Annotated in this window: 25 protein-coding genes; 5 read left to right on the top strand and 20 right to left on the bottom strand. The window is 39.9% G+C overall.

The features are described from left to right. Positions 1 to 167: 167 nt before the first annotated feature. Both LG372_RS06980 and LG372_RS06985 read right to left on the bottom strand, forming a co-directional pair. Entirely contained in the window at positions 168 to 902 is a 735-nt protein-coding gene (locus LG372_RS06980) for an amino acid ABC transporter ATP-binding protein (RefSeq protein ID WP_225742450.1), read from the bottom strand. Then, positions 902 to 1,585, bottom strand: a complete 684-nt coding sequence (locus LG372_RS06985; protein ID WP_001011642.1) for an amino acid ABC transporter permease — start codon at positions 1,583 to 1,585, stop codon at positions 902 to 904. The genes LG372_RS06980 and LG372_RS06985 overlap by 1 nt, the downstream gene beginning before the upstream one ends. Before the next feature lie 190 nt (positions 1,586 to 1,775). On the opposite strand from LG372_RS06985, the gene LG372_RS06990 reads away from it, so the two are divergent. From LG372_RS06990 to LG372_RS07010, 5 genes are all read left to right on the top strand, one after another. Beyond that, positions 1,776 to 2,006, top strand: a complete 231-nt coding sequence (locus LG372_RS06990) for a DUF1797 family protein (protein WP_000443570.1) — start codon at positions 1,776 to 1,778, stop codon at positions 2,004 to 2,006. A 229-nt stretch (positions 2,007 to 2,235) separates the two neighbouring features. Next, positions 2,236 to 4,494, top strand: coding sequence for an ATP-dependent Clp protease ATP-binding subunit (locus LG372_RS06995; RefSeq protein WP_125852051.1), 2,259 nt, complete (start codon positions 2,236 to 2,238; stop codon positions 4,492 to 4,494). A 129-nt stretch (positions 4,495 to 4,623) separates the two neighbouring features. Further along, positions 4,624 to 5,076 carry an NUDIX hydrolase gene (locus LG372_RS07000; RefSeq protein WP_061589831.1) on the top strand — a complete coding sequence of 151 codons (453 nt, stop codon included), beginning with the start codon at positions 4,624 to 4,626 and terminating at the stop codon, positions 5,074 to 5,076. Positions 5,077 to 5,134: 58 nt separating this feature from the next. After that, complete coding sequence (locus LG372_RS07005) at positions 5,135 to 5,434, top strand: DUF1827 family protein (RefSeq protein ID WP_000767189.1); 300 nt, start codon at positions 5,135 to 5,137, stop codon at positions 5,432 to 5,434. Positions 5,435 to 5,568: 134 nt separating this feature from the next. Then, positions 5,569 to 6,204: a GNAT family N-acetyltransferase gene (locus LG372_RS07010; protein WP_061589832.1), complete on the top strand. Its 636-nt coding sequence runs from the start codon at positions 5,569 to 5,571 to the stop codon at positions 6,202 to 6,204. 83 nt (positions 6,205 to 6,287) lie between these two features. Here LG372_RS07010 and metK read toward each other — a convergent pair whose 3' ends face one another. The 18 genes from metK to LG372_RS07100 form a co-directional block, all read right to left on the bottom strand. Next, a complete protein-coding gene (gene metK, locus LG372_RS07015; RefSeq protein ID WP_033681393.1) occupies positions 6,288 to 7,478 on the bottom strand; it encodes a methionine adenosyltransferase in 1,191 nt (396 codons plus the stop codon). Between the two features lie 361 nt (positions 7,479 to 7,839). Further along, entirely contained in the window at positions 7,840 to 9,183 is a 1,344-nt protein-coding gene (locus tag LG372_RS07020; RefSeq protein ID WP_070478659.1) for a DEAD/DEAH box helicase, read from the bottom strand. 291 nt (positions 9,184 to 9,474) lie between these two features. Next, entirely contained in the window at positions 9,475 to 10,290 is an 816-nt protein-coding gene (locus LG372_RS07025; RefSeq protein ID WP_049492222.1) for an endonuclease/exonuclease/phosphatase family protein, read from the bottom strand. A 51-nt stretch (positions 10,291 to 10,341) separates the two neighbouring features. Next, positions 10,342 to 12,522, bottom strand: coding sequence for a PTS transporter subunit IIBC (locus tag LG372_RS07030; RefSeq protein ID WP_081109260.1), 2,181 nt, complete (start codon positions 12,520 to 12,522; stop codon positions 10,342 to 10,344). A gap of 179 nt (positions 12,523 to 12,701) precedes the next feature. Then, positions 12,702 to 13,628 (bottom strand): permease-like cell division protein FtsX, encoded by a 927-nt coding sequence (ftsX, locus tag LG372_RS07035; RefSeq protein WP_049552615.1) that lies wholly within the window; start codon positions 13,626 to 13,628, stop codon positions 12,702 to 12,704. After that, entirely contained in the window at positions 13,621 to 14,313 is a 693-nt protein-coding gene (ftsE, locus tag LG372_RS07040; protein WP_094753549.1) for a cell division ATP-binding protein FtsE, read from the bottom strand. The genes ftsX and ftsE overlap by 8 nt, the downstream gene beginning before the upstream one ends. 17 nt (positions 14,314 to 14,330) lie before the next feature. Beyond that, a protein-coding gene (gene prfB / locus LG372_RS07045) for a peptide chain release factor 2 (RefSeq protein ID WP_125386088.1) occupies positions 14,331 to 15,426 on the bottom strand; the annotation gives its coding sequence in 2 pieces (ribosomal slippage) (positions 14,331 to 15,353 and positions 15,355 to 15,426; 1,095 coding nt in all). A 108-nt stretch (positions 15,427 to 15,534) separates the two neighbouring features. Beyond that, the gene (locus LG372_RS07050) at positions 15,535 to 16,191 is read right to left on the bottom strand and encodes a CBS domain-containing protein (RefSeq protein WP_004256822.1); all 657 of its coding nucleotides are present in this window, start codon (positions 16,189 to 16,191) and stop codon (positions 15,535 to 15,537) included. Between the two features lie 358 nt (positions 16,192 to 16,549). Beyond that, positions 16,550 to 17,260, bottom strand: coding sequence for an ABC transporter ATP-binding protein (locus LG372_RS07055; RefSeq protein ID WP_000062200.1), 711 nt, complete (start codon positions 17,258 to 17,260; stop codon positions 16,550 to 16,552). Then, the gene (locus LG372_RS07060; RefSeq protein ID WP_225742451.1) at positions 17,260 to 18,024 is read right to left on the bottom strand and encodes an ABC transporter ATP-binding protein; all 765 of its coding nucleotides are present in this window, start codon (positions 18,022 to 18,024) and stop codon (positions 17,260 to 17,262) included. The genes LG372_RS07055 and LG372_RS07060 overlap by 1 nt, the downstream gene beginning before the upstream one ends. After that, positions 18,024 to 18,980 carry a branched-chain amino acid ABC transporter permease gene (locus tag LG372_RS07065; protein WP_061589836.1) on the bottom strand — a complete coding sequence of 319 codons (957 nt, stop codon included), beginning with the start codon at positions 18,978 to 18,980 and terminating at the stop codon, positions 18,024 to 18,026. The genes LG372_RS07060 and LG372_RS07065 overlap by 1 nt, the downstream gene beginning before the upstream one ends. Positions 18,981 to 18,983: 3 nt before the next feature. Further along, positions 18,984 to 19,853: a branched-chain amino acid ABC transporter permease gene (locus LG372_RS07070; RefSeq protein WP_033679951.1), complete on the bottom strand. Its 870-nt coding sequence runs from the start codon at positions 19,851 to 19,853 to the stop codon at positions 18,984 to 18,986. 116 nt (positions 19,854 to 19,969) lie between these two features. Then, complete coding sequence (locus tag LG372_RS07075) at positions 19,970 to 21,130, bottom strand: ABC transporter substrate-binding protein (RefSeq protein WP_225742452.1); 1,161 nt, start codon at positions 21,128 to 21,130, stop codon at positions 19,970 to 19,972. A 67-nt stretch (positions 21,131 to 21,197) separates the two neighbouring features. Continuing rightward, on the bottom strand, positions 21,198 to 21,485 hold the full coding sequence (locus LG372_RS07080; RefSeq protein WP_115904790.1) for a YlbG family protein: 288 nt from the start codon (positions 21,483 to 21,485) through the stop codon (positions 21,198 to 21,200). 78 nt (positions 21,486 to 21,563) lie between these two features. Next, complete coding sequence (gene clpP, locus LG372_RS07085; RefSeq protein WP_000613475.1) at positions 21,564 to 22,154, bottom strand: ATP-dependent Clp protease proteolytic subunit ClpP; 591 nt, start codon at positions 22,152 to 22,154, stop codon at positions 21,564 to 21,566. A gap of 171 nt (positions 22,155 to 22,325) precedes the next feature. Beyond that, positions 22,326 to 22,955 carry a uracil phosphoribosyltransferase gene (gene upp, locus LG372_RS07090; RefSeq protein WP_225742453.1) on the bottom strand — a complete coding sequence of 210 codons (630 nt, stop codon included), beginning with the start codon at positions 22,953 to 22,955 and terminating at the stop codon, positions 22,326 to 22,328. Between the two features lie 88 nt (positions 22,956 to 23,043). Next, complete coding sequence (locus LG372_RS07095) at positions 23,044 to 23,511, bottom strand: deoxycytidylate deaminase (RefSeq protein WP_225742454.1); 468 nt, start codon at positions 23,509 to 23,511, stop codon at positions 23,044 to 23,046. A gap of 18 nt (positions 23,512 to 23,529) precedes the next feature. Next, positions 23,530 to 24,087, bottom strand: a complete 558-nt coding sequence (locus LG372_RS07100) for a TetR/AcrR family transcriptional regulator (protein ID WP_225742455.1) — start codon at positions 24,085 to 24,087, stop codon at positions 23,530 to 23,532. Between the last annotated feature and the right edge of the window lie 8 nt (positions 24,088 to 24,095).

Here is a 24,095-nt window from a genome sequence, read left to right on the forward strand (position 1 = left end):
ATCATATGGAACAATTATATTTTAACACAAAACTACTTTATATAAAAAATTCTAATATCCAATTTATGGATGTTATTAATAAGGGGGGTAACTTCTCAAAGTAAGTTCCAATTGACTGGTATTGAGACTAGCTTTTCACTAATCTTGTCTTGAAATTTTAAAATAGATTATAAAACCTTACTCAAGAAGTCCTTAGTCCGTTGTTCTTGGGTTTGTTCAAAAATCTGTTCAGGTGTTCCATCTTCAACAACTACACCGTCTGCCATAAAGATGACACGGTCTGCCACCTCACGAGCAAATCCCATTTCATGTGTTACGATAACCATGGTCATTCCTGACTTGGCTAAGTCTTGCATAACAGCCAACACCTCACCTACCATTTCAGGGTCCAGGGCTGAAGTTGGCTCGTCAAAGAGCAAAACATCAGGTTCCATAGCTAAACCTCGCGCAATAGCAATACGCTGTTGCTGCCCACCTGACAAACTCTGTGGATAAGCAGCTGCCTTATCTGGTAAACCAACTTTTTCCAAAAGTTCCTGAGCTCTCTTCTCTGCAACTTCCTTACTTTCACCTTTGGTCTTGATAAGAGACAAGGTGATATTTTCCATCACAGTCATATTAGGAAAGAGATTAAATTGTTGGAAAACCATGCCCATCTTCTCACGCATGGCAAACAGGTCATTCTTCTTGTCCGTAATATCAACTCCCTCAAAGATAACCTTCCCTTTTGTTGCTTCTTCCAACAAATTCATAGAGCGAAGCAAGGTAGATTTCCCGCTCCCTGAAGGACCGATGATAACGACAACTTCTCCTCTTTTAATCTCAAGGTTGATGCCCTTCAATACTTCATTCTTTCCAAAAGATTTATGTAAATTTTCAATTTTTATCAAGGTCTCTGTCATTATTTTTTATCTCCTTGTCCCATACGTTTTTCAAAAGCTTTCAAGGCTACTGTCAAAATAGAAGTCATAATCAAGTAATAAAAGGCTGCAAATAAAAGTGGTGTTAAAGGTAGATAGGTTGTTGTAGAAACTGTTGTAGCCCCGTTCCACAACTCCATAACACCGATAGCTGATAAGAGGGAGCTGTCCTTGATAATGGTGATAAATTCGTTCCCCAATGCTGGCAAAATATTTTTGATAGCTTGTGGCAAAATCACATATCTCATAGCATTTTTAGGACGAATCCCTAGCGAATAAGCCGCTTCTAGCTGACCTTTTGGAACCGCATTAATCCCAGCACGAACAGTCTCAGAAACATAAGCACCACTATTCATAGAAATAATCAAAATCCCTGGAATCAGGCGAGACAAATCAACACCCAAAATCCCAACCTGAATAGTCGGAGCATTGATGTGCATAAGGGCAAAGGCGATCATAATCTGAACCATCATCGGTGTCCCACGAAAAATCCAAACGTACAAGTTGGCCAGCCAAACAAGCGGTTTAAACTTTGAACGTTGCCCAAAAGCCAAGACAACACCCAAAATGGTTCCCAAAAAGACAACACAGATAGAAATGAGAACCGTCACGACAGCCCCATAGTTAAAATAAGGTAAATACTTAGGTAAAAAAGAAAAATTCATAGTCATACTGCTTTCTAAAATAGAATACTGTATGATTATAACATGAATTGAATTAAAATTCAAATCTTTTGTCTAATTTATTCAAAAAAACTTTAAGCTGGTAGAATTAGCGAGAAATCTTAGTTTTTTCTAGGCAAGTTGGCCTCCTTTATGGTAAAATAGTAACGATAAGAAATGAAGGAGAATCAAAATGGAATCACATTTGGTTAGAATCATCAACCGCCTTGAAGCAATGGCAAAAGATGGCGGAAATTTAAAACGTAATTTTGAACGCGAAGGAGTTGTTGTTGCAGAAGTTGCATACAGCCACGACGAAGAAAACGGATCAATCTTTACCCTTCGTGATGTCGAAGCTCGCGAAACATATACGTTTGATAGCATTGACTTAATTGCAATGGAGATTTACGAACTCCTTTACTAATACAAAACAAGCTGGGATTGCCCCTGCATGTCTAACCAAAATCCTTTTTGTCTCACAAATAGGATTTTTTTATAGTCCAAATCCACAAAGATCTTCATTGTAGCAACTTCTCAAAGCTGCAATCTTTTTACTTGCTTTACACCCCAATCCTGTTATAATGAGAGTATAGAAATTTGACTATTTTTGACCTTTGGGCAGGTCAGGCTAAAGAAAGAAATGAGGTAGATGTATGCTTTGTCAAAACTGTAAAATCAATGACTCAACAATTCATCTTTATACCAATCTTAATGGAAAGCAAAAACAAATTGACCTCTGTCAAAACTGCTATAAGATTATCAAAACAGATCCTAACAATAGCCTCTTTAAAGGTATGACGGATCTGAACAATCGTGACTTTGATCCCTTTGGTGATTTCTTCAATGACCTAAACAATTTCAGGCCTTCTAACAATACTCCTCCGACTCCCCCAACCCAATCAGGTGGAGGTTACGGTGGAAATGGCGGTTATGGTTCCCAAAATCGTGGACCTGCTCAAACTCCGCCACCAAGCCAAGAAAAAGGTCTGCTGGAAGAATTTGGTATCAATGTAACTGAGATTGCCCGTCGTGGCGATATCGACCCCGTTATTGGGCGCGACGATGAGATTATCCGTGTCATCGAGATTCTCAATCGTAGAACCAAGAATAATCCTGTTCTTATCGGTGAACCTGGTGTCGGAAAAACGGCCGTTGTCGAAGGTCTAGCTCAGAAAATCGTTGATGGCGATGTTCCACATAAACTACAAGGTAAACAAGTCATCCGTCTGGATGTGGTTAGCCTAGTTCAAGGAACGGGTATTCGTGGACAATTTGAAGAACGCATGCAAAAGCTCATGGAAGAAATTCGCAAACGTGAGGATATTATCCTCTTTATCGATGAAATCCATGAAATTGTCGGTGCGGGATCTGCGGGCGATGGCAATATGGATGCAGGAAATATCCTCAAGCCAGCCCTTGCTCGTGGTGAACTGCAACTGGTCGGTGCAACTACCCTCAATGAATACCGCATCATTGAAAAAGATGCTGCCCTAGAACGCCGTATGCAGCCTGTTAAGGTCGATGAACCAACCGTGGAAGAAACAATCACTATCCTCAAAGGGATTCAAAAGAAATACGAAGACTACCACCACGTTCAATATACCGATGCTGCGATTGAAGCAGCTGCAACTCTTTCCAATCGCTACATCCAAGATCGCTTCTTGCCTGACAAGGCCATCGACCTCCTAGATGAAGCGGGTTCTAAGATGAACTTGACCTTGAATTTCGTGGATCCTAAAGTAATCGATCAGCGCTTGATTGAAGCTGAAAATCTTAAATCTCAAGCTACACGAGAAGAAGATTTTGAGAAGGCCGCCTACTTCCGTGACCAGATTGCCAAGTATAAGGAAATGCAAAAGAAAAAGGTCACAGACCAGGATACTCCTATCATCAGTGAAAAAACCATTGAGCATATTATCGAGCAGAAAACCAATATCCCTGTTGGCGATTTGAAAGAGAAAGAACAATCTCAACTCATCCATCTAGCCGAAGATCTCAAGTCGCATATTATTGGACAAGACGATGCTGTCGATAAGATTGCCAAGGCTATTCGCCGGAATCGTGTCGGTCTCGGTACGCCTAACCGTCCAATTGGAAGCTTCCTCTTTGTCGGACCAACTGGTGTCGGTAAAACAGAACTTTCCAAACAACTAGCTATCGAACTCTTTGGTTCTGCTGACAGTATGATTCGCTTCGATATGAGTGAATATATGGAAAAACACAGCGTGGCTAAGTTGGTCGGCGCCCCTCCAGGTTATGTTGGCTACGATGAGGCTGGGCAATTAACTGAAAAAGTTCGTCGCAATCCATATTCCCTCATCCTTCTCGATGAAGTCGAAAAAGCTCACCCAGATGTTATGCATATGTTCCTCCAGGTCTTGGACGATGGTCGTTTGACAGATGGGCAAGGACGCACCGTTAGCTTCAAGGATGCCATCATCATCATGACTTCAAATGCCGGGACTGGTAAAGCCGAAGCCAGCGTTGGTTTTGGAGCTGCTAGAGAAGGACGTACCAATTCTGTTCTCGGTGAACTCGGTAACTTCTTTAGCCCAGAGTTTATGAACCGTTTTGATGGTATTATCGAATTTAAGGCTCTCAGCAAGGACAACCTCCTTCAGATTGTCGAGCTTATGCTAGCAGACGTTAACAAGCGCCTTTCTAGCAACAACATTCATTTGGATGTAACTGACAAGGTTAAGGAAAAATTGGTTGACCTCGGCTATGATCCAAAAATGGGGGCGCGCCCACTTCGTCGTACTATTCAAGACTATATTGAAGACGCAATCACTGACTACTACCTTGAAAATCCAAGCGAAAAAAACCTCAAGGCAGTGATGACCAGCAAGGGCAACATTCAAATTAAGTCTGCCAAAAAAGCTGAAGTAAAAACTTCTGAAAAAGAAGTATAAATCCTACAGAAAAGGAGTAGAAAATGAAAATTTTCTGCTCCTTTTTATTAAAATAACTATAAATTCTTGACAGCTCGGTCTTTGTCCATTAAGATAATAATAAAGATAATAAATAATGAGGAAAATCCAATGGCAAACCCAACTTTCGGAGAAAAGAAAGCAAATACAGACTATGTTTCACGCTATGGCGTATATGCAGTTATCCCTGATGCTGAACAAAAACAAATTGTTCTTGTTCAAGCACCTAATGGTGCTTGGTTCCTACCAGGTGGTGAAATTGAAGCAGGTGAAAATCATCAAGAAGCCCTAAAGCGTGAATTGATTGAAGAGCTTGGCTTTACAGCTGAAATTGGTACCTATTACGGACAAGCTGACGAATATTTCTATTCTCGTCACCGTGACACCTACTACTACAATCCAGCCTACCTCTATGAAGCGATTTCTTTCAAAGAAGTGCAAAAGCCACTAGAAGACTTTAATCATATTGCCTGGTTCCCTATTGATGAGGCTATTGAAAACCTCAAACGTGGTAGCCATAAATGGGCTATCGAATCTTGGAAAAAACAGCATAAGATTGGCTAAATCAAGCTACTTTATTCAAAAAGTGCTATAATAGAATTAGAAAATCGGAGGAAATGTTATGAAGCTTATCAATACAACAAACTCACACTCGCAACTTGTAAAAAGCCAGCTAGAAAGTACAGATGCAACCCTTGTTGAAGTTTATTCTGCAGGTAATACAGATGTTATTTTTACCCAAGCTCCGCTTCACTATGAAATCCTCATCTCAAACAAACACCGCGCTATTCGCGAACCTGAAATCGAAGCTATTCAAGAATTTTTCTTGAAACGTAAAATTGATAAGGACTCTATTGATGAAGCCAATATCAAAACCCTCTATTCAGAAAAATTAATTGGAATTTCGATTCCAACCAAATAAAATCTTGGAGAGATTAGAAAGTGCTTTAAACCTTATGGAACAAAATTGGGTTTATTTAGCTTTTTAAATCATCTCCAATTTTTTATCTTGAAATCCTATCATACACAATTTTATAGGTAACAAAGGAGACAAGCATGGGAGACATGATATATCGAGAGGCAAGACTTGAAGAATACGAAAAAATTGGAAAACTATTAGCTAATTCTTTTCTTGACTATCCCTTTTTAACGATTATAAGGGATGATTTGAAGAAACCTGACTCCTATCCTGCTTTTGTAGAAACATTGCAAATTCTGCTTACTAGAGTCTATATTAAAAAAGGAAACTGTTTGGTTGCGGAACAAGATGGAGAATTACTTGCAGTTGCCCTTTTGCAACAAAATGATTTCTGTATACTATCCTATCTACGAAATGGTGGGACAAACATTTTTCGCTACATTCGACCACAAAATCTCCTTAAATACTTTGACTTTGTAAAACGTTCCAAAAAGCATTTAGAACAATCAGGGGAGTTTGATTGGTATTTGATGGCTTTAGCTGTCAATATAGAAAGTAAGGGGCGGGGAATAGGCAGTACTTTTCTGACACAAGGGATTGAACCTTATGTCAAATCAAAAGGCTGTAAACACTTGGGACTCATAACTAGTACAGCTAGAAATACCTCATTCTACAAAAAAAACGATTATGTATTACTGGACTATATGGACTTAAAATACGGGGCAAAATCAATTGGTAACTGGGCATTTTTAAAAACAATGAATAAATTATAACAGGCCAGCAATTTACAAATCCTATTTAAATAAGGATAACTTATATTTATAAAAACCAACGTTCAAAACGTTGGTTTTCTTATCTATTTGACTGCTTCTTTCAAAGTATCTACCTTATCCAAACGTTCCCATGGAAGGTCAATATCTGTACGTCCCATGTGTCCATAAGCCGCTGTTTGACGGTAAATTGGACGCTTGAGGTCTAGCATTTGGATTATCCCTGCAGGGCGAAGATCAAAGATTTGACGAGCTGCTTTTTCAAGCTTGCTTTCAGCTACTGTTCCTGTACCAAAGGTATCGATACGAACAGAAACAGGTTGCGCAACACCGATAGCGTAGGCCAGTTGCACTTCTGCCTTCTTAGCAAGACCTGCTGCAACGATATTCTTGGCAATGTAGCGAGCCGCATATGACGCAGAACGGTCCACCTTAGTCGCATCTTTACCAGAGAAAGCACCACCGCCGTGACGAGAGTAGCCACCATATGTATCTACGATAATCTTACGACCAGTCAAACCTGAGTCCCCTTGAGGTCCACCGATTACAAAACGACCAGTAGGATTGATGAAGAATTTTGTTTGCTCATCCAAGTAAGAGGCTGGAATAACCTCTTTAATGACCTTGTTAATCACATCATTATGAATTTGTTCGTTGCTGACTTCTGGATCGTGCTGAGTTGAAATAACAACTGTGTCCACACGTACTGGACGGTCATTTTCATCATACTCAACAGTAACTTGTGATTTAGCATCTGGGCGAAGATAGCTGATTTCCCCAGACTTACGAAGTTCTGACAGACGACGAACCAATTTATGACTGAGTGAGATTGGCAATGGCATGAGCTCTTCTGTTTCATCCACTGCAAATCCAAACATGAGCCCTTGGTCACCAGCGCCAATCAGGTCAAGCGGATCTTGGTCTGCATTCCCACGAACCTCCAAGGCTTCGTTAACACCTTGAGCAATGTCAGGAGATTGTTCCACCAAAGATGGATGTACTCCTACAGTCTCAGCAGAAAAACCATATTCTGTATTGGTGTAGCCAATCTCTGCAATAGTGTCACGAACCACACGGTTAATATCCACATAAGCATTTGTAGATATTTCACCAAAAACATGGACGGAACCAGTATATACAGCTGTCTCAGCAGCAACGTGCGCCTCTGGATCCTTAGCTAAAATAGCATCCAAAATCGCATCTGAAATTTGGTCTGCAATCTTATCCGGATGCCCCTCAGATACAGATTCAGACGTGAATAATTTACGTTCTGACATAAAAATGTCCCCCCTTAAAAATAGTGTTATAGAGTTACAAAGTACTGATAGGTATTTCTATAGTCTAAGAGTTACGACGCGAAAGAAATAAAAACGATAATTTTTTATTTCTGAAGCTAGTAAGGCGCATAGGGTGACCGCATTATAGCGGCAACCGTATGGAGCCGTCAGTCTTTGCAAATTACAAAGTACTGATAGGAAAACTCTTCGCGATAAATGCCTACCATCTTATCGGGACTATATAACTCTATCATTATACCATTTTTTAGCGCAATTTGCAGTCTTTAATGTAGTGTTTCTGTTTAGATAGTTCGTTCTCATAAATAAAAAAAATTGGAGCTCAGTACTCCAACTTTTTCTATTAAAATGTTTGGCGTTTTGCTTTACGCTCTGCACGACCGCGAGCACGATTTTCAGCGCGCTTGGTCTTGCGGCGTTTTTCATCAACCGCCCATTTAATTTTTTTCTTATAACCTGGTTTGACTTTTTTCTTTTTCTTTTTAACCAAACCAATCATTTCGATATCAAGTTTATCTTGTTTTTTCTCACGGTTGGCACGACGATCACGGTCATAAGTATCTTGAAATTCCCCGTCTTTGACCATCTTAGGAGTAAACTTGATTCCCAATTTCTCCAACTCACGGATATCTGAGTCATCACTTGGCTGATAAAGGGTAATAGCAGTACCTGGTAGGCCATTTCGTCCAGTACGACCAACTCGGTGCACAAAGAAAGATAAATCTTGCGGAATGGCATCATTGATAACATGGCTGACACCTTCAATATCAATTCCACGCGCGGCCAAATCCGTTGCGACAATATACTCAAAATCCAAATTTTTCACCTGGTTCATGATACGTTTGCGCTCACGAGGGGCAATATCTCCATGGATTTTTGCCACCTTCAAGCCTTGAGCAGTCAGATATGAATGTAATTCATCAGCACGCGTTTTAGTGTTAACAAAAATCATTGCCAAATACGGTTGCATCAACTGAGTCAACTGGTAAATTTGAGCATTCTTATCACGTCCCTTAGTAGAAATCAACCAATTATCAATAGTATCAGAAATAACCGTTTTGGTCTTGATTTTCTCCATAACAGGATTTGATAAGTATTTTTTCAAGAATGGTTGCAGTTTTTGTGGGATAGTCGCTGAGAAGACCATGAATTGCAGGTCTTTTGGAAGGCTGCCAGCAATCTTATCAACAGTTTCCAAGAATCCCATATCCAAGGTCATGTCTGCCTCATCGACCACAAAGTTCTTGGCCTTGTGAATAGCTAAATCACCGGATTTAACCAAGTCATAGATACGTCCAGGCGTTCCGATAACAATATGAGGCTGGTTACTTGCCAATTTCTCAATCTGGCGAGCCTTATCTGTCCCCCCCACATAATTAACCACACGAACTTCCACTTCTGAGTGGGCTGCAATCTGACGAGCTGCTTGGTAAATCTGAGTAGCCAACTCACGGCTCGGTGCCGTAATCACTGCCTGTACACTATCACTAGCTTCATCTAATTGCTGGAAAATTGGTAACAAGAAAGTATGAGTCTTACCTGAACCTGTTTTTGATTCTCCAACCAAATCTCGGCCTGCCAGGACAATGGGAATCAACTTATCTTGTACCTCTGTTGGAGTTGTAAATTTCAACTCCTCCAAGGCTTCTCTAATATAGTTTTTAAATTGAAATTTCGTAAATGACATAATACCCTCGATTCTATCTATCCTATCAATTATACCACATTTTATTCCATTTCAGTAGTCTCACTTATTTAGGCTATTTCCAGTAGCATCTCTAGTCAGAAAAAGGCTGGAATTTCATGATTCCAACCTCTTTTCATACTCAATGAAAATCAAAGAGCAAACTAGGAAACTAGCCGCAGGTTGCTCAAAACAGTGTTTTGAGGTTGCAGATAGAACTGACGAAGTCAGTAACATCTATACGGCAAGGCGACGTTGACGTGGTTTGAAGAGATTTTCAAAGAGTATCAGTTATTATTTCCAGTTTAAAATAGCATTCAAGCCATAGTGATCACTAACTTGCGGACTATTGTTGCCATCAAATACGACATGTAAATTTTCCACCGCTAACTCTTTGGTAGTAAAAACATAGTCGATTCGAAGGGGTTCTGTGTTCCCTTTCCAGCCATCAATTTCTGGTGGAACAGTATAACTACCACTTTTCTCTTGAGCAACTTCAAATGCGTCTTGTAAGCCTAATGGACTAGCTAAAATAGCTTGGTAACCTTCCTGACCAGCTGGGTTGTTGAAATCTCCAGCAAGCAAAAGTGGCTTGTTCAATTCTTTCAAGACAGCCTCAAATCGTGCCCATTCTTCTTGGAAACCTTTATCCCACCAAGAAAGGTGGACACTGGCAACTGCAAGCTCCTTACCATCAACTACAGTTTCAGCTAGAGCGACACGGCGAGTATGATAGTCTGTTGGATCATCCACATCTGAAACCAAAACTTCTCTTGCTTCAATAGGTGTTTTAGACAAGATAGCCACACCTTCATGGTAGCGGTCATAACCAATATGGTTATAGGCCCAAGTCCAGTAGTAATCTTTCCCTTGCTCTGACAACTTTTCAACCAAAAGTCTAACATAATGATCTTGATGAATCGGCTCAGCTGCTGGCAAAGCTTGATAGAGATCATTAACTTCTACCTTAGGCGAGGTGATTTCCTGATTGATTTCTTGGAAACAAATCAAATCATAATCTTTATCAAGAATATCTTCAAGCAAAAGCTGGAATTTTTCCTCGGCTTCTTTTTCCATCCAGCTATGAGTATTGAGTGTTAAAAATTTCATGCTTTTCTCCTAAAACAAGAGGTTGGAAAACAGCTTCCAACCTCAAGTGTATTACAATTCTACTTTAGCAACTGCTGTTTTAGCTGCAAGAGAACCTGTTTGTTCTAATTTAACTGATTTAATAGCTTCAGCATTTGTGAAGACAACCACTGTTGAAGTTTCACGACCTGCTGCACGGATAGCATCCAAGTCAGCTGTGACAAGAAGATCACCTGCTGCAACTTTTTGTCCTTCAGCTACATGAACAGTAAATGGTTTTCCTTCAAGACTTACTGTGTCCAAACCAATGTGAACAAGTACTTCAAGACCCGCTTCAGTCACAAGACCAAGAGCATGTTTTGTAGGGAAGATGCTTGATACAGTACCTGAAACTGGAGATACAATGTTTCCATTTGCAGGTTCTACAGCAAATCCGTCACCCATCATTTTTTGAGCAAATACTGGATCTTTCACTTGTTCCAAAGCAACAACTTGTCCGTCAGCTACTGAGTAAACTTCCTCAGTAAGACCTTTGAATTGAACAGTGTTTTGTTGCGCTTCTGTCATTTGAGTTGGAAGAGTTTCAGGAATGATTTCACCTGAATCAAGGATATCTTGGATATCAGATTTCAATACGTCCGCTTTTGGACCGTAGATAGCTTGAACTCCTTGTCCTTTCATGACAAGACCCATAGCTCCTTCTGCTTTCCATTGTTCTGCATCACCGACTTTGTCAGCATCTTTTACAGTTACACGAAGACGAGTCATACATGCATCAACATCAACGATGTTTGCACGTCCACCAAGAAGGTTGATAATATTTACAGCTTGAGAACCTGCTGCAACTTTCACTTCGCTGCTAGCTTCTTCTGAACCTTCAGCAGTTTCGTAATTTCCGTTACGTCCTGGAGTTGCGTAGTTGAATTTTTGAATCATGAAGTTTGCGATAAAGTACATGATTACGGCAAAGAGAACAGTTACCCAGATAAAGTTAACAATATCCATACCGATACCAGCGCTAATCGCAATAGGTGTACGAGTCAAGAACTCGATTGAACCGAATGAGTGCATACGTAGGTTTACTACGTCAGCCATAGCGAAGGCAGCACCTTGAACAAGTGAGTAAACAAGATACATAGGTGTTGCTACAAACATGAACATGTATTCGATTGGTTCAGTAACCCCTGTCAAGAATGTTGCAAGAGCTGTCGCAATCATCATACCTTTATATTGATGTTTCTTATCAGCATCAACATTACGGTAGATAGCCACGATCACACCCATCAAGATACCGAATGAACCGATCATTTGTCCAACTTTGAAACGAGCTGGGTGAACAGTATCTAACAATTGTTGGTAGTGACTTGCATCAGTACCTTTGAGGTTAACAAGGTCTGTTACCCATGCAAGCCATAGTGGGTCTTGACCAAATACTTGAGTACCTTTAGCTGCACCAGTTAAAATGTCATAAGTACCACCAAGAGCTGTGTAGTTCATTGGGATAGTCAACATATGGTGAAGACCAAATGGCAAGAGCAAACGTTCCAAAGTACCATACAAGAATGGTGCAAGGATTGGAGCAGTTTCTTGTGAGTTGGCAATCCAGATACCAAAGCTATTGATACCTGTTTGAACTACTGGCCAGAAGGCAGCAAGTAGAATTGCAGCGATTGCTGAACGAAGAATAACTACAAATGGTACAAAACGTTTCCCGTTGAAGAATGAAAGTGCATCAGGAAGTTTACGGAAGTTGTAGTATTTATTGTAAGCAGTTGCCCCTACAAAACCTGAGATAATCCCTACAAACACACCCATGTTCAATGCTGGAGCTTCAAGAACACTGATGAAGTAATCAGCAACTTTGATTGAACCACCAAAGAGAGTTGTGACCATAGCATCTGGATTTTTCAACATATCTCCTGATACACCAAAGATTGTACCAGTGATACGGTTAATCAAGATGAAGGCAAGACCAGCGGCGAAAGCACCACCAGCACGTTCTTTAGCCCAGCTTCCTCCAATTGCTAGGGCAAACAAAATGTGAAGGTTACCGATAACCCCCCAACCAATTTGCTCAAGAATTCCACCAGTAACTACAAGTGGTGCAAAAGTTGGGTTAATCATTACGATAGACTTACCGATTGAAATCATCAAACCAGCAGCCGGCATAACCGCGATAACCACCATCAAAGCCTTACCGAATTTTTGCCAAAACTCGAAAGACAAGACATTTTTGAATGTATCTTTCATCATTCAAATCTCCTTTATTTTTATTTAGGCAAACGTTTTACGAAAACGTTTGCACTTAACTATGTATTAATTATACCACTTTAATTTTTTTTGTAAAGGCTTTTATAAAAAAAAGTAGACTTTTTCTAAAATTTTTGTAGAAAAAAAGGAGATATTAAAACCTCCTCAAATATACTTCTATTTTAGATTTTCAGGAATCGGCGCATTGAAATTCCTGATCCGATTGAACCGATAAAAATTCCAATCACAAATAATAGAGCAATCATCAGTGGACTGAATATTTCTGGTGATATCATCGAAAGGTTCTGACCAACCAATGACTTATTAACCGATTGGTAAACCATTTTATAGACAATAAATACCAAAACTGATGGAAGTGTTGCTCCAAGCAAACCAATGAAGGCACCTTCAAGCAAGAAAGGCCCGCGGATATAGCCATTCTTAGCACCTACTAAACGCATGATTTGAATTTCACGGCTTCGTGAAATGATGGTGATACGTATAGTATTAGAAATCAAGAACACTGCAATGAAAATCAATAATCCCGCGATAACTAGTCCCCAGACACGAATAAATGAGGCTAACTTAAACAAGCGTTCTGTATTAGCACCACCATCTTGAACTTCTGATACACCCTCGATTTTTTTAGCCTCTTCTGCTACTGTCTTTACATCACTTGGTGTATTGGTATCAACGATATATGCATCATAGAGAGGGTTGGCATCGCCTTCAAAGATTTTCCAGTTGTCCCCCATTGTTTCTGTCAACTTTTCATATTGTTCTTCTTTACTTGAAAACGTAACACTTTTAACGGTTGACATACTTTTCAAAGCATCATATACCTTATGGTAGTCGTTATTTGTAACAGTTTGACCTTCTTTTTCAATCGTCTCACTATTATCAGCTACGTCCTTACGAATGTATACCATTACTCGAACATTATTTTCAATATCTGTAGCTAGTTTAGCAGTATTAAAGATAACAGATGCAAATATTGCAACCAAGGTCAAAGTAATCATAACTGAACTGACAGCAGCTACTGTCATCCAGCCATTTCGTTTTAAACTTTTTAATGATTCAAATAAATGACGAAAAAATCTACTAATCATCGTATCCATATTCTCCTTTAGCTTCGTCACGAACGACACGGCCATTTTCAATGGCAATGACACGGTGGCGCAAGGTATTTACAATCTGACTGTTGTGGGTAGCCATCAAGACAGTTGTACCTTGGAGATTGATGCGTTCCAGCAAGTTCATAATTTCCCATGAATTATCTGGGTCCAAGTTTCCTGTTGGTTCGTCCGCAATCAATACTTTTGGATTGTTTACAATGGCACGTGCAATTGCAATCCGTTGCTGTTCTCCCCCTGAAAGTTCATTTGGGAAAGAACGAACCTTATGCTTCAATCCAACCAAGTCTAAAACTTCCATAACACGTTTTTTGATATTACGGCGGCTCTCACCAATAACTTCCATTGCATAAGCAATATTTTCATAAACGGTTTTCTTTGGTAACAGTTTATAATCTTGGAAGACAACCCCAACACTACGACGTAGGAGAGGGACATCTTTCTTTTTAATTCTAACCAGATTAAAACCAGCAACAGTTAAGCTTCCTTTTTCGATTTTTACTTCGCGGTACAAAGCTCTAATAAATGTTGATTTCCCAGCTCCTGACGGACCTACGATATAGGCAAATTCCCCGGGTTCAACAGTGACTGAGACACCTCGCAAAGCAGTCGTTCCGTTGTCGTATTTTTTGACGACATCTCTCATTTCAATGATTGACATGTGAGTTCCTTTCTATCTTAGCTGATTCGCCACTTGAGATAAGCATCGATAAAACCATCTAGGTCTCCATCCATAACCTTATCTACCTGCGCAACTTCAAAGCTAGTTCGATGATCTTTTACCATAGTATAAGGCGTGAAAACATAAGAACGGATTTGACTTCCCCATGTGATTTCCTTTTTCTCACCTTTGAGGGAATCAACTTCCGCAGCTTTCTTTTCTTGCTCCATTTGATAGAGCTTAGCCTGCAACATCTTCATGGCACGATCTCTATTTCCATACTGAGTACGATCGACTGTTGACTGGACAACAGTCCCAGTAGGAATGTGTGTCAAACGCACACCTGTTGAAACTTTGTTGACGTTTTGTCCACCAGCACCACCTGAACGGAAAGTATCCATCTTGATATCATCTTCACGGATTTCCACTTCAATGGTATCATCCAACTCTGGCATCACTTCTACAGATGTGAAAGAGGTATGGCGACGTTTAGCAGAGTCAAATGGTGAAATTCGCACCAAACGGTGTACCCCCATTTCTGACTTGAGAAGGCCATAGGCATTAGGCCCTTCAAATGATAGGGTTACTGACTTAATACCAGCTTCATCTCCTGCTTGGTAATCCAAAACTTCTACTTTAAATCCTTTAGCATTTCCATAGCGAGTGTACATACGAAGTAACATATCCCCCCAGTCCTGAGCCTCTGTACCACCGGATCCTGGATGGATTTCCAAAATCGCATTATTATGGTCATAAGGTTCTGACAAGAGCAAGGTCATCTCATAACTAGTCATCATTTTATCGAGTTCTGATAACTGTGCAACCAATTCTTCATGCACCGACTCATCTTCAGCTAAAAAATCTAATAAAATTTCAACTTCATCCTGCAACTCTTCCATTTTATGGAAGGTATTGTAGGTATTTTTTAATTCATTTAATTCTTGCGACGTTTTTTGGGCCGCGATATTATCGTTCCAAAAATCAGGTTCTGTCATCTTGTTTTCCAAGATGGCAATCTCTTCCTCTAAACCTTCGAGGTCAAAGAGACCCCCTGAAAGAAGCTAATTTTTCACGATTTGCGTCAATTTTCTGACGAATTTCTGAAATGTCCATAAATACTCCTTTTTTATATCGTTTTATTATACCATAATCTATCATTTCTTTCCATCTTTTGCTCTAATCCCTTGTTACACGTAAAAAGAAGCCTTTCGGCTTCCCTTCTTACAAGACTTTTGCTGAAGTACGAGTAATTTCTTCTACTTGAATATTTTCTGATTCAAATTTTTCTTTCAAGGCTGGTAAATCAATTGATCCATCGATTTGAACTTCGATAATGACCTTACCATCTTTACGCGGAATATTTACTGTATGGGAGATATTCAAATTTTCTTCTACAATCAAAGAAACAATTTTTCCAAGAACACCAACTTCATTTTCCGTAACAAAGCGTACACGAATCCCTTCTTCGCCATAACCTGCTATTTCAAGAAAGGCTTGGAAAACGTCACGGTCCGTAATAACTCCGTATACTTGATGGTTATCAACGACAGGAAGAATACCAATCTTATTTTTCAACATCAAATAAGTTGCATCCTCAAGACTCGCATAGCCTGAAACAGTGACAACATCGCGAATCATGACATCTTTTACTTTTGTCTTATTCAGAAGATAGTTCATCTCATAGATAGAAAGACTGGTTGCTTTTGATGGACTAGCTTGCGCAATGGTTCCTTCAGTCACCAAACCAACCAATTGATCATTTTCGATAACAGGCAAGCGGTGCAACCCTTGCTCTCTCATCAAATCTGCTGCATGAGATACTGTTGTATCTGGACTAATATACACTACCTTGCGGGTCATAAAATCTTTAACTGCCATGAGACTTCTCCTTTTCTGTTCTTATCCCTATTATACAATCTTTTTGCAAATCTATCAAACGCTTACATTTCTTTTTCAAAATTCAGAAAAGTATGAATAAGCTAGCAAAAAGAGCTCTGAAATCGAGCTCTATGAATAAAGGTAAGATACCTTTCATTCGATTTTTTCAATTATTAGAAATTCATCTTTCAGTGTAGGTGTAGATTTGTTTGCAATCTAAATATGCCGACTAAAATAATCCACTGGATAAGATAATTGCTTCGCAATCTTCATCCGCTGACTAAAAAGGTCCCCCGGACTATAATGATGATTACTTCGTAATCTTCATCTGCCGACTAAAACAATCCACTGGATTGTTTTAGCCACCTAGATATGCTTTTCTGACTTCTTCTGATGAAGCGAGTTCTTTTCCTGTTCCTGATAGAACGATTTTCCCTGTTTCCAGTACATATCCTCGGTCAGAGATTGCGAGTGCTTTATTGGCATTTTGTTCAATCAAGAGGACAGTTGTCCCTTGCTTCTGGATATCTTGAATGATATCAAAAATCTCTTGGATAAAGATTGGGGCAAGTCCCATTGATGGTTCATCTAAAAGAAGAAGTTTTGGTGTTGACATAAGAGCGCGTCCCATGGCAAGCATTTGTTGTTCTCCTCCTGAAAGAGTAGCTGCATCTTGGTTCTTCCGTTCTTCAAGACGAGGAAAGCGTGAGAAAACTTTCTTCAAGTTGGCTTGATTTTCTTCACGGTTTTTCTTTAAGAAAGCTCCCATTTCAAGATTTTCCATAACAGTCAAGCCAGGAAAGACGTGGCGTCCTTCTGGAACTTGTGAAAGACCACCTGCCACGATTTTTTGAGCTGGCATTTTTTGGATTTCTTGACCTAAAAATTCAATCTTTCCTGAACTAGGTCTAACCAAACCAGACAAGGTGCGAAGAATGGTTGTCTTACCTGCACCATTGGCACCGATAAGGGAAACAACCTCTCCTTCATTTACTTCAAAGCTTACATCACGGACTGCTTGGATCATACCGTAATGCACAGAAAGATTATCAACTTTTAACATAGACATTAGGCTTCACCTCCTAGATAAGCTTCGATAACGCGTTTATTGGTCTTAATTTCTTCTGGAGTTCCCTGAGCAATCAAACGACCATATTCAAGTACGTAGATACGTTCTGTTACTTCCATGACCAGATTCATATCGTGTTCAATCAGCATGATCGTAATCTTAAATTCATCTTTGATACGACGAATTAACTCAGTCAATTCGGCTGTTTCCTGCGGGTTCATACCTGCTGCTGGTTCATCTAAAAAGAGAATTTTAGGTTCCGTAGCGAGAGCACGAACAATTTCCAAACGACGTTGTTGTCCGTAGGCAAGATTTTTAGCAAGAGTTTCTGCATCACTATCTAAATCAAAGATTTTAAGCAATTCCAAGGCTTTAGCCTTTAATTCTTTTTCACTCTTGTAAAAAGCTGGTAAGCGCAAAAAACTAGCAAAAACATGTTGTTTGTGATGGTTGCCAAAAGCAATCAAAACATTGTCCAAAACTGTTAAATCTTTAAAGAGACGGATATTTTGGAAAGTACGTCCAAGTCCCAAAGAGGCAATCTTATAAGGTGCCTTTCCATTCAAAAGGTGACCATCTAAGGTAACTGTTCCCTCACTTGGTTCATAAACACCCGTCAAGAGGTTGAAAAGGGTGGTTTTACCAGCTCCATTTGGACCGATTAGTCCAACCAGTTCCCCTTCGTTCAATTCAAGAGTCACATCTCCAACAGCTGTTAGACCGCCAAAATGTTTGGTTAACTGTTTTACTTCAAGTAATGCCATTAGTTTTGTTCCTCCTTCTTAGATTTTTTAAAGAAACGTGATAGGCTCAATTCCCATGTTCCAAGGAGTCCACCTGGTCTGAAAATCATTACCAATACCAAGGCCAAAGCGTAGATAATCATACGCACGCTAGCAACATCTTGGAGAAGCATATTCAAAATTCCAAGGACAATAGCTGAAACAATGGCACCTGTAATTGAACCAAGTCCACCAAATACAACAATAATCAAAACGTTGATTGAGTTGATGAAAGTGTAATCTTTCGGTACAACTGAACCGATAAATCCTGCCTGAAGTGACCCTGCAATACTTGCAGTAATGGCACCAAAGACAAAAGCGATAATTTTAATTCTAGTCGTATTAACCCCAACTGACTCAGCAGCAATTTCATCCTCACGAACAGAGAGGGTTGAACGACCAATTGGACTACGCAAGAAGTTCAAGGTTGCAATGGTTGTAATCACGGCAAAGAAGTAAACCATTTGCCAAGTTGTAAAGTTAGGAATTCCCAAGATACCTGCCGCACCATTTGTAATGCTTCCACCATTGATGATAAAGATACGGATAATTTCAGATACACCAAGAGTCGCTACTGCAAGATAGTCTCCCTTCAAGCGCAAGGTTGGAATTCCGACAAGTAAGGCAACTGCTCCTGAAAGCAAAGCCCCTACCAGCATAGCTCCAAAGAAGGCACCGTAGGTTGGTGATTTAGAACCAATAATAGCAGCGGCATAGGCACCAATCGCCATGAAACCTGCATGCCCAAGTGAAAATTGTCCTGAAAAACCAACGATTAAGTTGAGACCAACAGCCAGAATAATATTAATTCCGATTTGTTGTAAAATCTGTACATAGAATAGATTGAGTACACCGACTGAGACCAGTATACTAATCAAGCCATAGCCAGCTAACAAAAGGAGTAACCATAGAATATTAACTTTTAAATTTTCCTTCATCGTTTACACCTTCTCTTTCACATTCTTACCAAGGATACCAGCTGGGCGGACAATCAAGATCAACAACAAGATTCCATAAACAATTGCATCACGGAAGTCTGACATCCCAAAGGCTGTCGCAAAGGTTTCCAATAGACCAATCACAAAACCACCAAGAGCCGCACCAGGAATAATTCCGATACCACCAAGTACTGCGGCAACGAAAGATTTAAGACCTGGAGTAACCCCCATCAAAGGCTCAAGAGAGTTATAATAGAGGGCAATCAAAACACCAGCCGCCCCCGCAAGAGCAGAACCCAAAGCAAAGGTAAAGCTGATAGTACGGTTTACATTGATCCCCATCAATTGCGCTGCATCGCTATCTACGGATACTGCACGCATGGCTTTCCCCATCTTAGTCTTTTGGACAATGACTTGTAACAAAATCATCAAAATCAAGGAAATGGCCAAAATCATTAACTGCACGTTTGTTAGGCTAACTGGTCCCAAATCATAGCGAACTGTTTGAATCGCTTGAGGGAAGGCACGGGTATTGGCACCAACCAGATAGACCATGCCATACTCCAATAGGAAAGACACCCCAATAGCCGTAATCAAAACAGCAATACGAGTAGAGTGGCGCAAAGGTCGGTAAGCAAGAAACTCAATCACGACACCAAGGATGGCTGTCGCTATCATAGCTACAATAAGCGCTACAAAGAAATTCATTTGGAAAGAATTAATCAAGAAATAACCGATAAAGGCTCCCATCATATAAATATCACCGTGTGCGAAGTTGATGAGCTTGATAATTCCGTAAACCATGGTATATCCTAGGGCTAACAGCGCATAAACACTACCTAGAATCAAACCATTTACTAGTTGTTGGAGCATAAAATTCACTCTTTCTATATATAATTTCGAGGGTTTCCCCTCACTTTTTGATAGGTTCTTAAACATCGAAACAGGGAGTGAGTCAGAGGCTCATTCCCTATTTCAACATTTTTCTATTATGGTTTTACAACTTCTGCTGCTTCAACCTTACCATTATTCATGGTCATCATGTAAGCTGTTTTGACTGTGTTGTGGTCCGCATCGAAGCTTGTTTGACCAGTTACACCTTCAAAATCTTTTGTTTTAGCAAGGTTGTCTTTGATCTCACCTGAGTTTTTAGCACCTTTTGCTGCGTTTGCTACAAGGTGAACTGAATCATAAGCTAAGGCTGCAAATGTTGAAGGCTCTTCATTGTACTTAGCACGGTAAGCCTCAAGGAAGGCTTTTGCTTTAGCTGAAACTTCTACAGTAGTTGAGAAGCCTGAGATAAAGTAGATGTTTGATGCTTTTTCAGGGGTTGCTTGTTGTACAAACTCTTCACCGTTGAATCCATCACCACCAACGATTGGCTTGTCAATTCCCATACCACGCGCTTGGTTTACAATTTTACCAGCTTCAGTGTAGTAACCAGGGACGATGATAGCATCAAAGTCTTTCCCTTTCATTTTTGTAAGGGCTGCTTGGAAGTCTGTGTCACCTGCTACGAAAGTTTCATCTGCAACGATTTCGCCTTTGTAAGCTTCACGGAAGGATTTGGCAATACCTTTAGCATAGTCGCTGGCGTTGTCAGTGTATAGAACAACTTTCTTAGCGTTTAATTTTTCAGTAACATAGTTTGAGATAATTTTTCCTTGGAAGCTATCTTGGAAAGTTCCGATAAAGAGGTAATCTTGACCTTTAGTCAATCCATCTTGAGTCGCACTTGGCGAAATCAATGGAACACCTGCTTTTGTAGCGTTAGCTACCGCAGCTGCAGTTGCACCTGATGTCGCAGGTCCTACGATTGCTGATACTTTAGATTGGGTTACAAGGTTAGTTGTTACTGAAGCCGCCTCAGCTGTTTCAGACTTGTTATCTTTATCAACTACTTCGATTTGTTTTCCATCGATACCACCTGCGGCATTGATTTCATCAACAGCAAGTTGGGCACCTTTTTGTTCAGATGTTCCGTAGGCTGCTACGGCACCAGTTTCTTCAAAGTTAAATCCGATTTTGATTGTCTTTTCATCTACTGAATTACCAGCAGCATTTGACGCTCCAGACTTCACTTCTCCACAGGCTGCAAGAAGTGCTACACTTGCAAGCGCCACAAACGATAGGGCAAATTTTTTCTTCATCTTTTTTTGTCTCCTTATTTCTTAAATAAATAGCATGTTAAGAATATACCGAATTATCAGAAAATTGTCAACACTTTTCTTGAACTTTTTCGATGATAACGTTTTCCTCTCGATAGAGATTACCCACAAAGGGTGTTTCCAGCTCTTGAATATGACAAGCTCTAACTTTTTTGATAAATCTTTCCTTACCTAATCTCTCAACTACACTCTCTAGATTCTCTGTTGGAACATAGAGTTGTAAGTAACGATGTTTCTTGGAATGATAGGTAATATCTCCATAATCCTGCAGTTTTTTGGCATCCCGATTATAGTAAAGATAGATAATCAAGCCAGATCGATTGACTTTTTCAAACATGATAAATCCTCTTTCTAAGAAATCTCTCCCTATTATACCAAAAAAAGCAAACCCAGTCGAGTTTGCCTTCTTTGATCATTAATTCAATGAATTGTTGGCCATGATTTCATCAATAAAGCCATATTCAAGTGTTTCTTGTGCGCTCATCCAGTTATCGCGTTCTGCATCTGCGTGAACTTTTTCGATTGACTGACCTGAATTTTCAGCCAAGATTTTTTCCAAGGTATTACGAGTTTTAAGCAAGTGTTCTGCAGCGATCGCCATATCGGTTTGTTGAGTACCACCACCTGTACCACCCATTGGTTGGTGGATCATGTATTCAGCATTTGGAAGCATGAAACGTTTGCCTTTTGCTCCACTTGATGCAATGACCGTCCCCATAGATGCGGCCATACCCATCACGATGGTTTGGACATCTGCCTTGATAAAGTTCATAGTATCAACGATTGCCAAACCAGCTGAAACAGAACCACCAGGTGTATTGACATAAAGGTAAATATCTTTTGTACTATCTTGGGCATCTAAGAAAAGCAACTGAGCAATAACTGAGTTAGCCATGTTGTCTTCAACTGGACCTGTCAGCATAATGATGCGGTCTTTGAGAAGACGTGAGTAAATATCGTAGGAACGTTCTCCACGGCTTGTTTGTTCAATAACTACAGGAATCATTTATTTCTCCTTTTGAGTTTTAATTTTGTTGGTCAAATGACTGAAGATAAGACTATTATAATATCTAGGTCAAAAAAGGTCAAATTTTTGCTCTGTTTTCATCAGACAGAAACAAAAATTCAACCTCCTTTCACGACTGGAAATACTTTTCCAAGTCAATCTCTTTTTAATTTATTTTGTACCGAACAAGCGGTCTCCAGCATCTCCAAGACCTGGAACGATATAACCGTGTTCGTTCAAACGTTCATCCAAGGCTGCTGTAAAGATTTCTACATCTGGATGAGCTTCTTGAAGGGCTTTTACACCTTCTGGAGCAGATACAAGGCAGACAAATTTGATATTTGATGCGCCACGTTTTTTAAGGGAATCAACAGCCAAGATTGCTGAACCACCTGTTGCCAACATTGGGTCTACTACAAAAATTTGACGTTGGTCAATGTCCTCAGGCAATTTCACCAAGTACTCAACTGGTTGAAGGGTTTCTTCATCACGGTACATACCGATGTGGCCAACTTTAGCAGCTGGAACCAAGCTCAAGAGACCATCAACCATCCCGATACCTGCACGTAAGATTGGAACGATGGCCAATTTCTTACCAGCCAATTGTTTTTGAACTGTTTTTGTAATTGGTGTTTCGATTTCCACATCTTCTAGTGGAAGATCACGAAGTACTTCATACCCCATCAACATTGCAATCTCATCTACTAGCTCACGGAAAGCTTTTGTAGAAGTATCTGTACGACGCAAGATCGACAATTTGTGTTGAATCAGTGGATGATTAATAACTTCAATTTTTGCCATTTTTAGAATTCCTTCTTTCAATTTATTCTTCTTATTATACCAAAAAACGGTTTAAAAATCTTTCCAAACCATTTATTTTTGATAATTTTTACATTAGATCAGCCTCTTTAAGAGCGACCTGTACTGTCTCAAGTGGTAAATGAGTCAATTCTGTTCCCTTTTCTTGATAGAGGTATTGGGCGTAGTCATCCATTCGATACTGGTTGATATAAACCACGCGGTTACAGCCGACCTGAAGCAATTGTTTTGTACAGTTTAGACATGGAAAGTGGGTCACATAAGCTGTAAAGCCTTTGGGAACCCCACGTTCTGCACCTTGAAGAATGGCATTAACCTCGGCGTGAAGGGTGCGAACACAATGGCCTTCAATGACCAAACATTCGTGATCAATACAATGCTCGGTTCCTGACACCGAACCATTGTAACCAGTGGAAATTACCTTATTATCCTTAACCAGAATTGCGCCCACTTTGGCACGTTTACAAGTGGAACGATTGGCAATTAGTAGGGCTTGGGCTGCAAAATACTCATCCCATGCTAGTCTTTTTTCAGTCATATCTCTTCTCCTTTTTCTCTATTTTTTAAAAAATGGTAACCGTAAATCCGCAATCTTTTCAGCAGGTACCTTCATGCCATCCTTGATCCATTTTAGAAGGACAGAGACGATGGCCGAGCTCCAAAAGGAATTAAGATAAGAGCTGACACCTTTTGATTTTCCATGGTATTTTTCTAGAAATTCCTGCATGGCTTGGACAAAGATTTTTTCCAGATGGTAATCTAAGGCCAGTTGAATCACTCTGGCTTCCTTTCTTGCTTCTCGGAAAAGGTGAACCCAGACCAGATAAAGGTCTGTCTTTAAATCATAATGATGCAACTGTTCCATAATATTGTGGACAGTTCGTTTAAAGACGCTTTCTAAAATCTCCTCTTTGGAATCATAATTACGGTAAAAGGCCGCACGCGAAACGCCTGCACGTTTGACCAATTCAGAAATACTAATCTTGGTCAAGTCCTTTTTTTCCAAGAGTTGCAAGAGGGCTGTTTCGATGGCTTCTCTAGTTAATAAATTGGATTCTTGGTTTGATTTTCTGAGATTTTCAAGAGACTTTTCAGAGATTCTACGTTCAGACATAACATTTT

This window comes from Streptococcus sp. Marseille-Q5112, assembly GCF_916700555.1.
Taxonomy (GTDB): Bacteria; Bacillota; Bacilli; order Lactobacillales; family Streptococcaceae; genus Streptococcus; species Streptococcus symci.

Coding starts and splice junctions, on each gene's coding strand:
- LG372_RS06980 (WP_225742450.1), bottom strand. CDS start 902: ATGACAGAGACCTTGATAAAAATTGAAAATTTACATAAATCTTTTGGA.
- LG372_RS06985 (WP_001011642.1), bottom strand. CDS start 1,585: ATGAATTTTTCTTTTTTACCTAAGTATTTACCTTATTTTAACTATGGG.
- LG372_RS06990 (WP_000443570.1), top strand. CDS start 1,776: ATGGAATCACATTTGGTTAGAATCATCAACCGCCTTGAAGCAATGGCA.
- LG372_RS06995 (WP_125852051.1), top strand. CDS start 2,236: ATGCTTTGTCAAAACTGTAAAATCAATGACTCAACAATTCATCTTTAT.
- LG372_RS07000 (WP_061589831.1), top strand. CDS start 4,624: ATGGCAAACCCAACTTTCGGAGAAAAGAAAGCAAATACAGACTATGTT.
- LG372_RS07005 (WP_000767189.1), top strand. CDS start 5,135: ATGAAGCTTATCAATACAACAAACTCACACTCGCAACTTGTAAAAAGC.
- LG372_RS07010 (WP_061589832.1), top strand. CDS start 5,569: ATGGGAGACATGATATATCGAGAGGCAAGACTTGAAGAATACGAAAAA.
- metK (WP_033681393.1), bottom strand. CDS start 7,478: ATGTCAGAACGTAAATTATTCACGTCTGAATCTGTATCTGAGGGGCAT.
- LG372_RS07020 (WP_070478659.1), bottom strand. CDS start 9,183: ATGTCATTTACGAAATTTCAATTTAAAAACTATATTAGAGAAGCCTTG.
- LG372_RS07025 (WP_049492222.1), bottom strand. CDS start 10,290: ATGAAATTTTTAACACTCAATACTCATAGCTGGATGGAAAAAGAAGCC.
- LG372_RS07030 (WP_081109260.1), bottom strand. CDS start 12,522: ATGATGAAAGATACATTCAAAAATGTCTTGTCTTTCGAGTTTTGGCAA.
- ftsX (WP_049552615.1), bottom strand. CDS start 13,628: ATGATTAGTAGATTTTTTCGTCATTTATTTGAATCATTAAAAAGTTTA.
- ftsE (WP_094753549.1), bottom strand. CDS start 14,313: ATGTCAATCATTGAAATGAGAGATGTCGTCAAAAAATACGACAACGGA.
- LG372_RS07050 (WP_004256822.1), bottom strand. CDS start 16,191: ATGGCAGTTAAAGATTTTATGACCCGCAAGGTAGTGTATATTAGTCCA.
- LG372_RS07055 (WP_000062200.1), bottom strand. CDS start 17,260: ATGTCTATGTTAAAAGTTGATAATCTTTCTGTGCATTACGGTATGATC.
- LG372_RS07060 (WP_225742451.1), bottom strand. CDS start 18,024: ATGGCATTACTTGAAGTAAAACAGTTAACCAAACATTTTGGCGGTCTA.
- LG372_RS07065 (WP_061589836.1), bottom strand. CDS start 18,980: ATGAAGGAAAATTTAAAAGTTAATATTCTATGGTTACTCCTTTTGTTA.
- LG372_RS07070 (WP_033679951.1), bottom strand. CDS start 19,853: ATGCTCCAACAACTAGTAAATGGTTTGATTCTAGGTAGTGTTTATGCG.
- LG372_RS07075 (WP_225742452.1), bottom strand. CDS start 21,130: ATGAAGAAAAAATTTGCCCTATCGTTTGTGGCGCTTGCAAGTGTAGCA.
- LG372_RS07080 (WP_115904790.1), bottom strand. CDS start 21,485: ATGTTTGAAAAAGTCAATCGATCTGGCTTGATTATCTATCTTTACTAT.
- clpP (WP_000613475.1), bottom strand. CDS start 22,154: ATGATTCCTGTAGTTATTGAACAAACAAGCCGTGGAGAACGTTCCTAC.
- upp (WP_225742453.1), bottom strand. CDS start 22,955: ATGGCAAAAATTGAAGTTATTAATCATCCACTGATTCAACACAAATTG.
- LG372_RS07095 (WP_225742454.1), bottom strand. CDS start 23,511: ATGACTGAAAAAAGACTAGCATGGGATGAGTATTTTGCAGCCCAAGCC.
- LG372_RS07100 (WP_225742455.1), bottom strand. CDS start 24,087: ATGTCTGAACGTAGAATCTCTGAAAAGTCTCTTGAAAATCTCAGAAAA.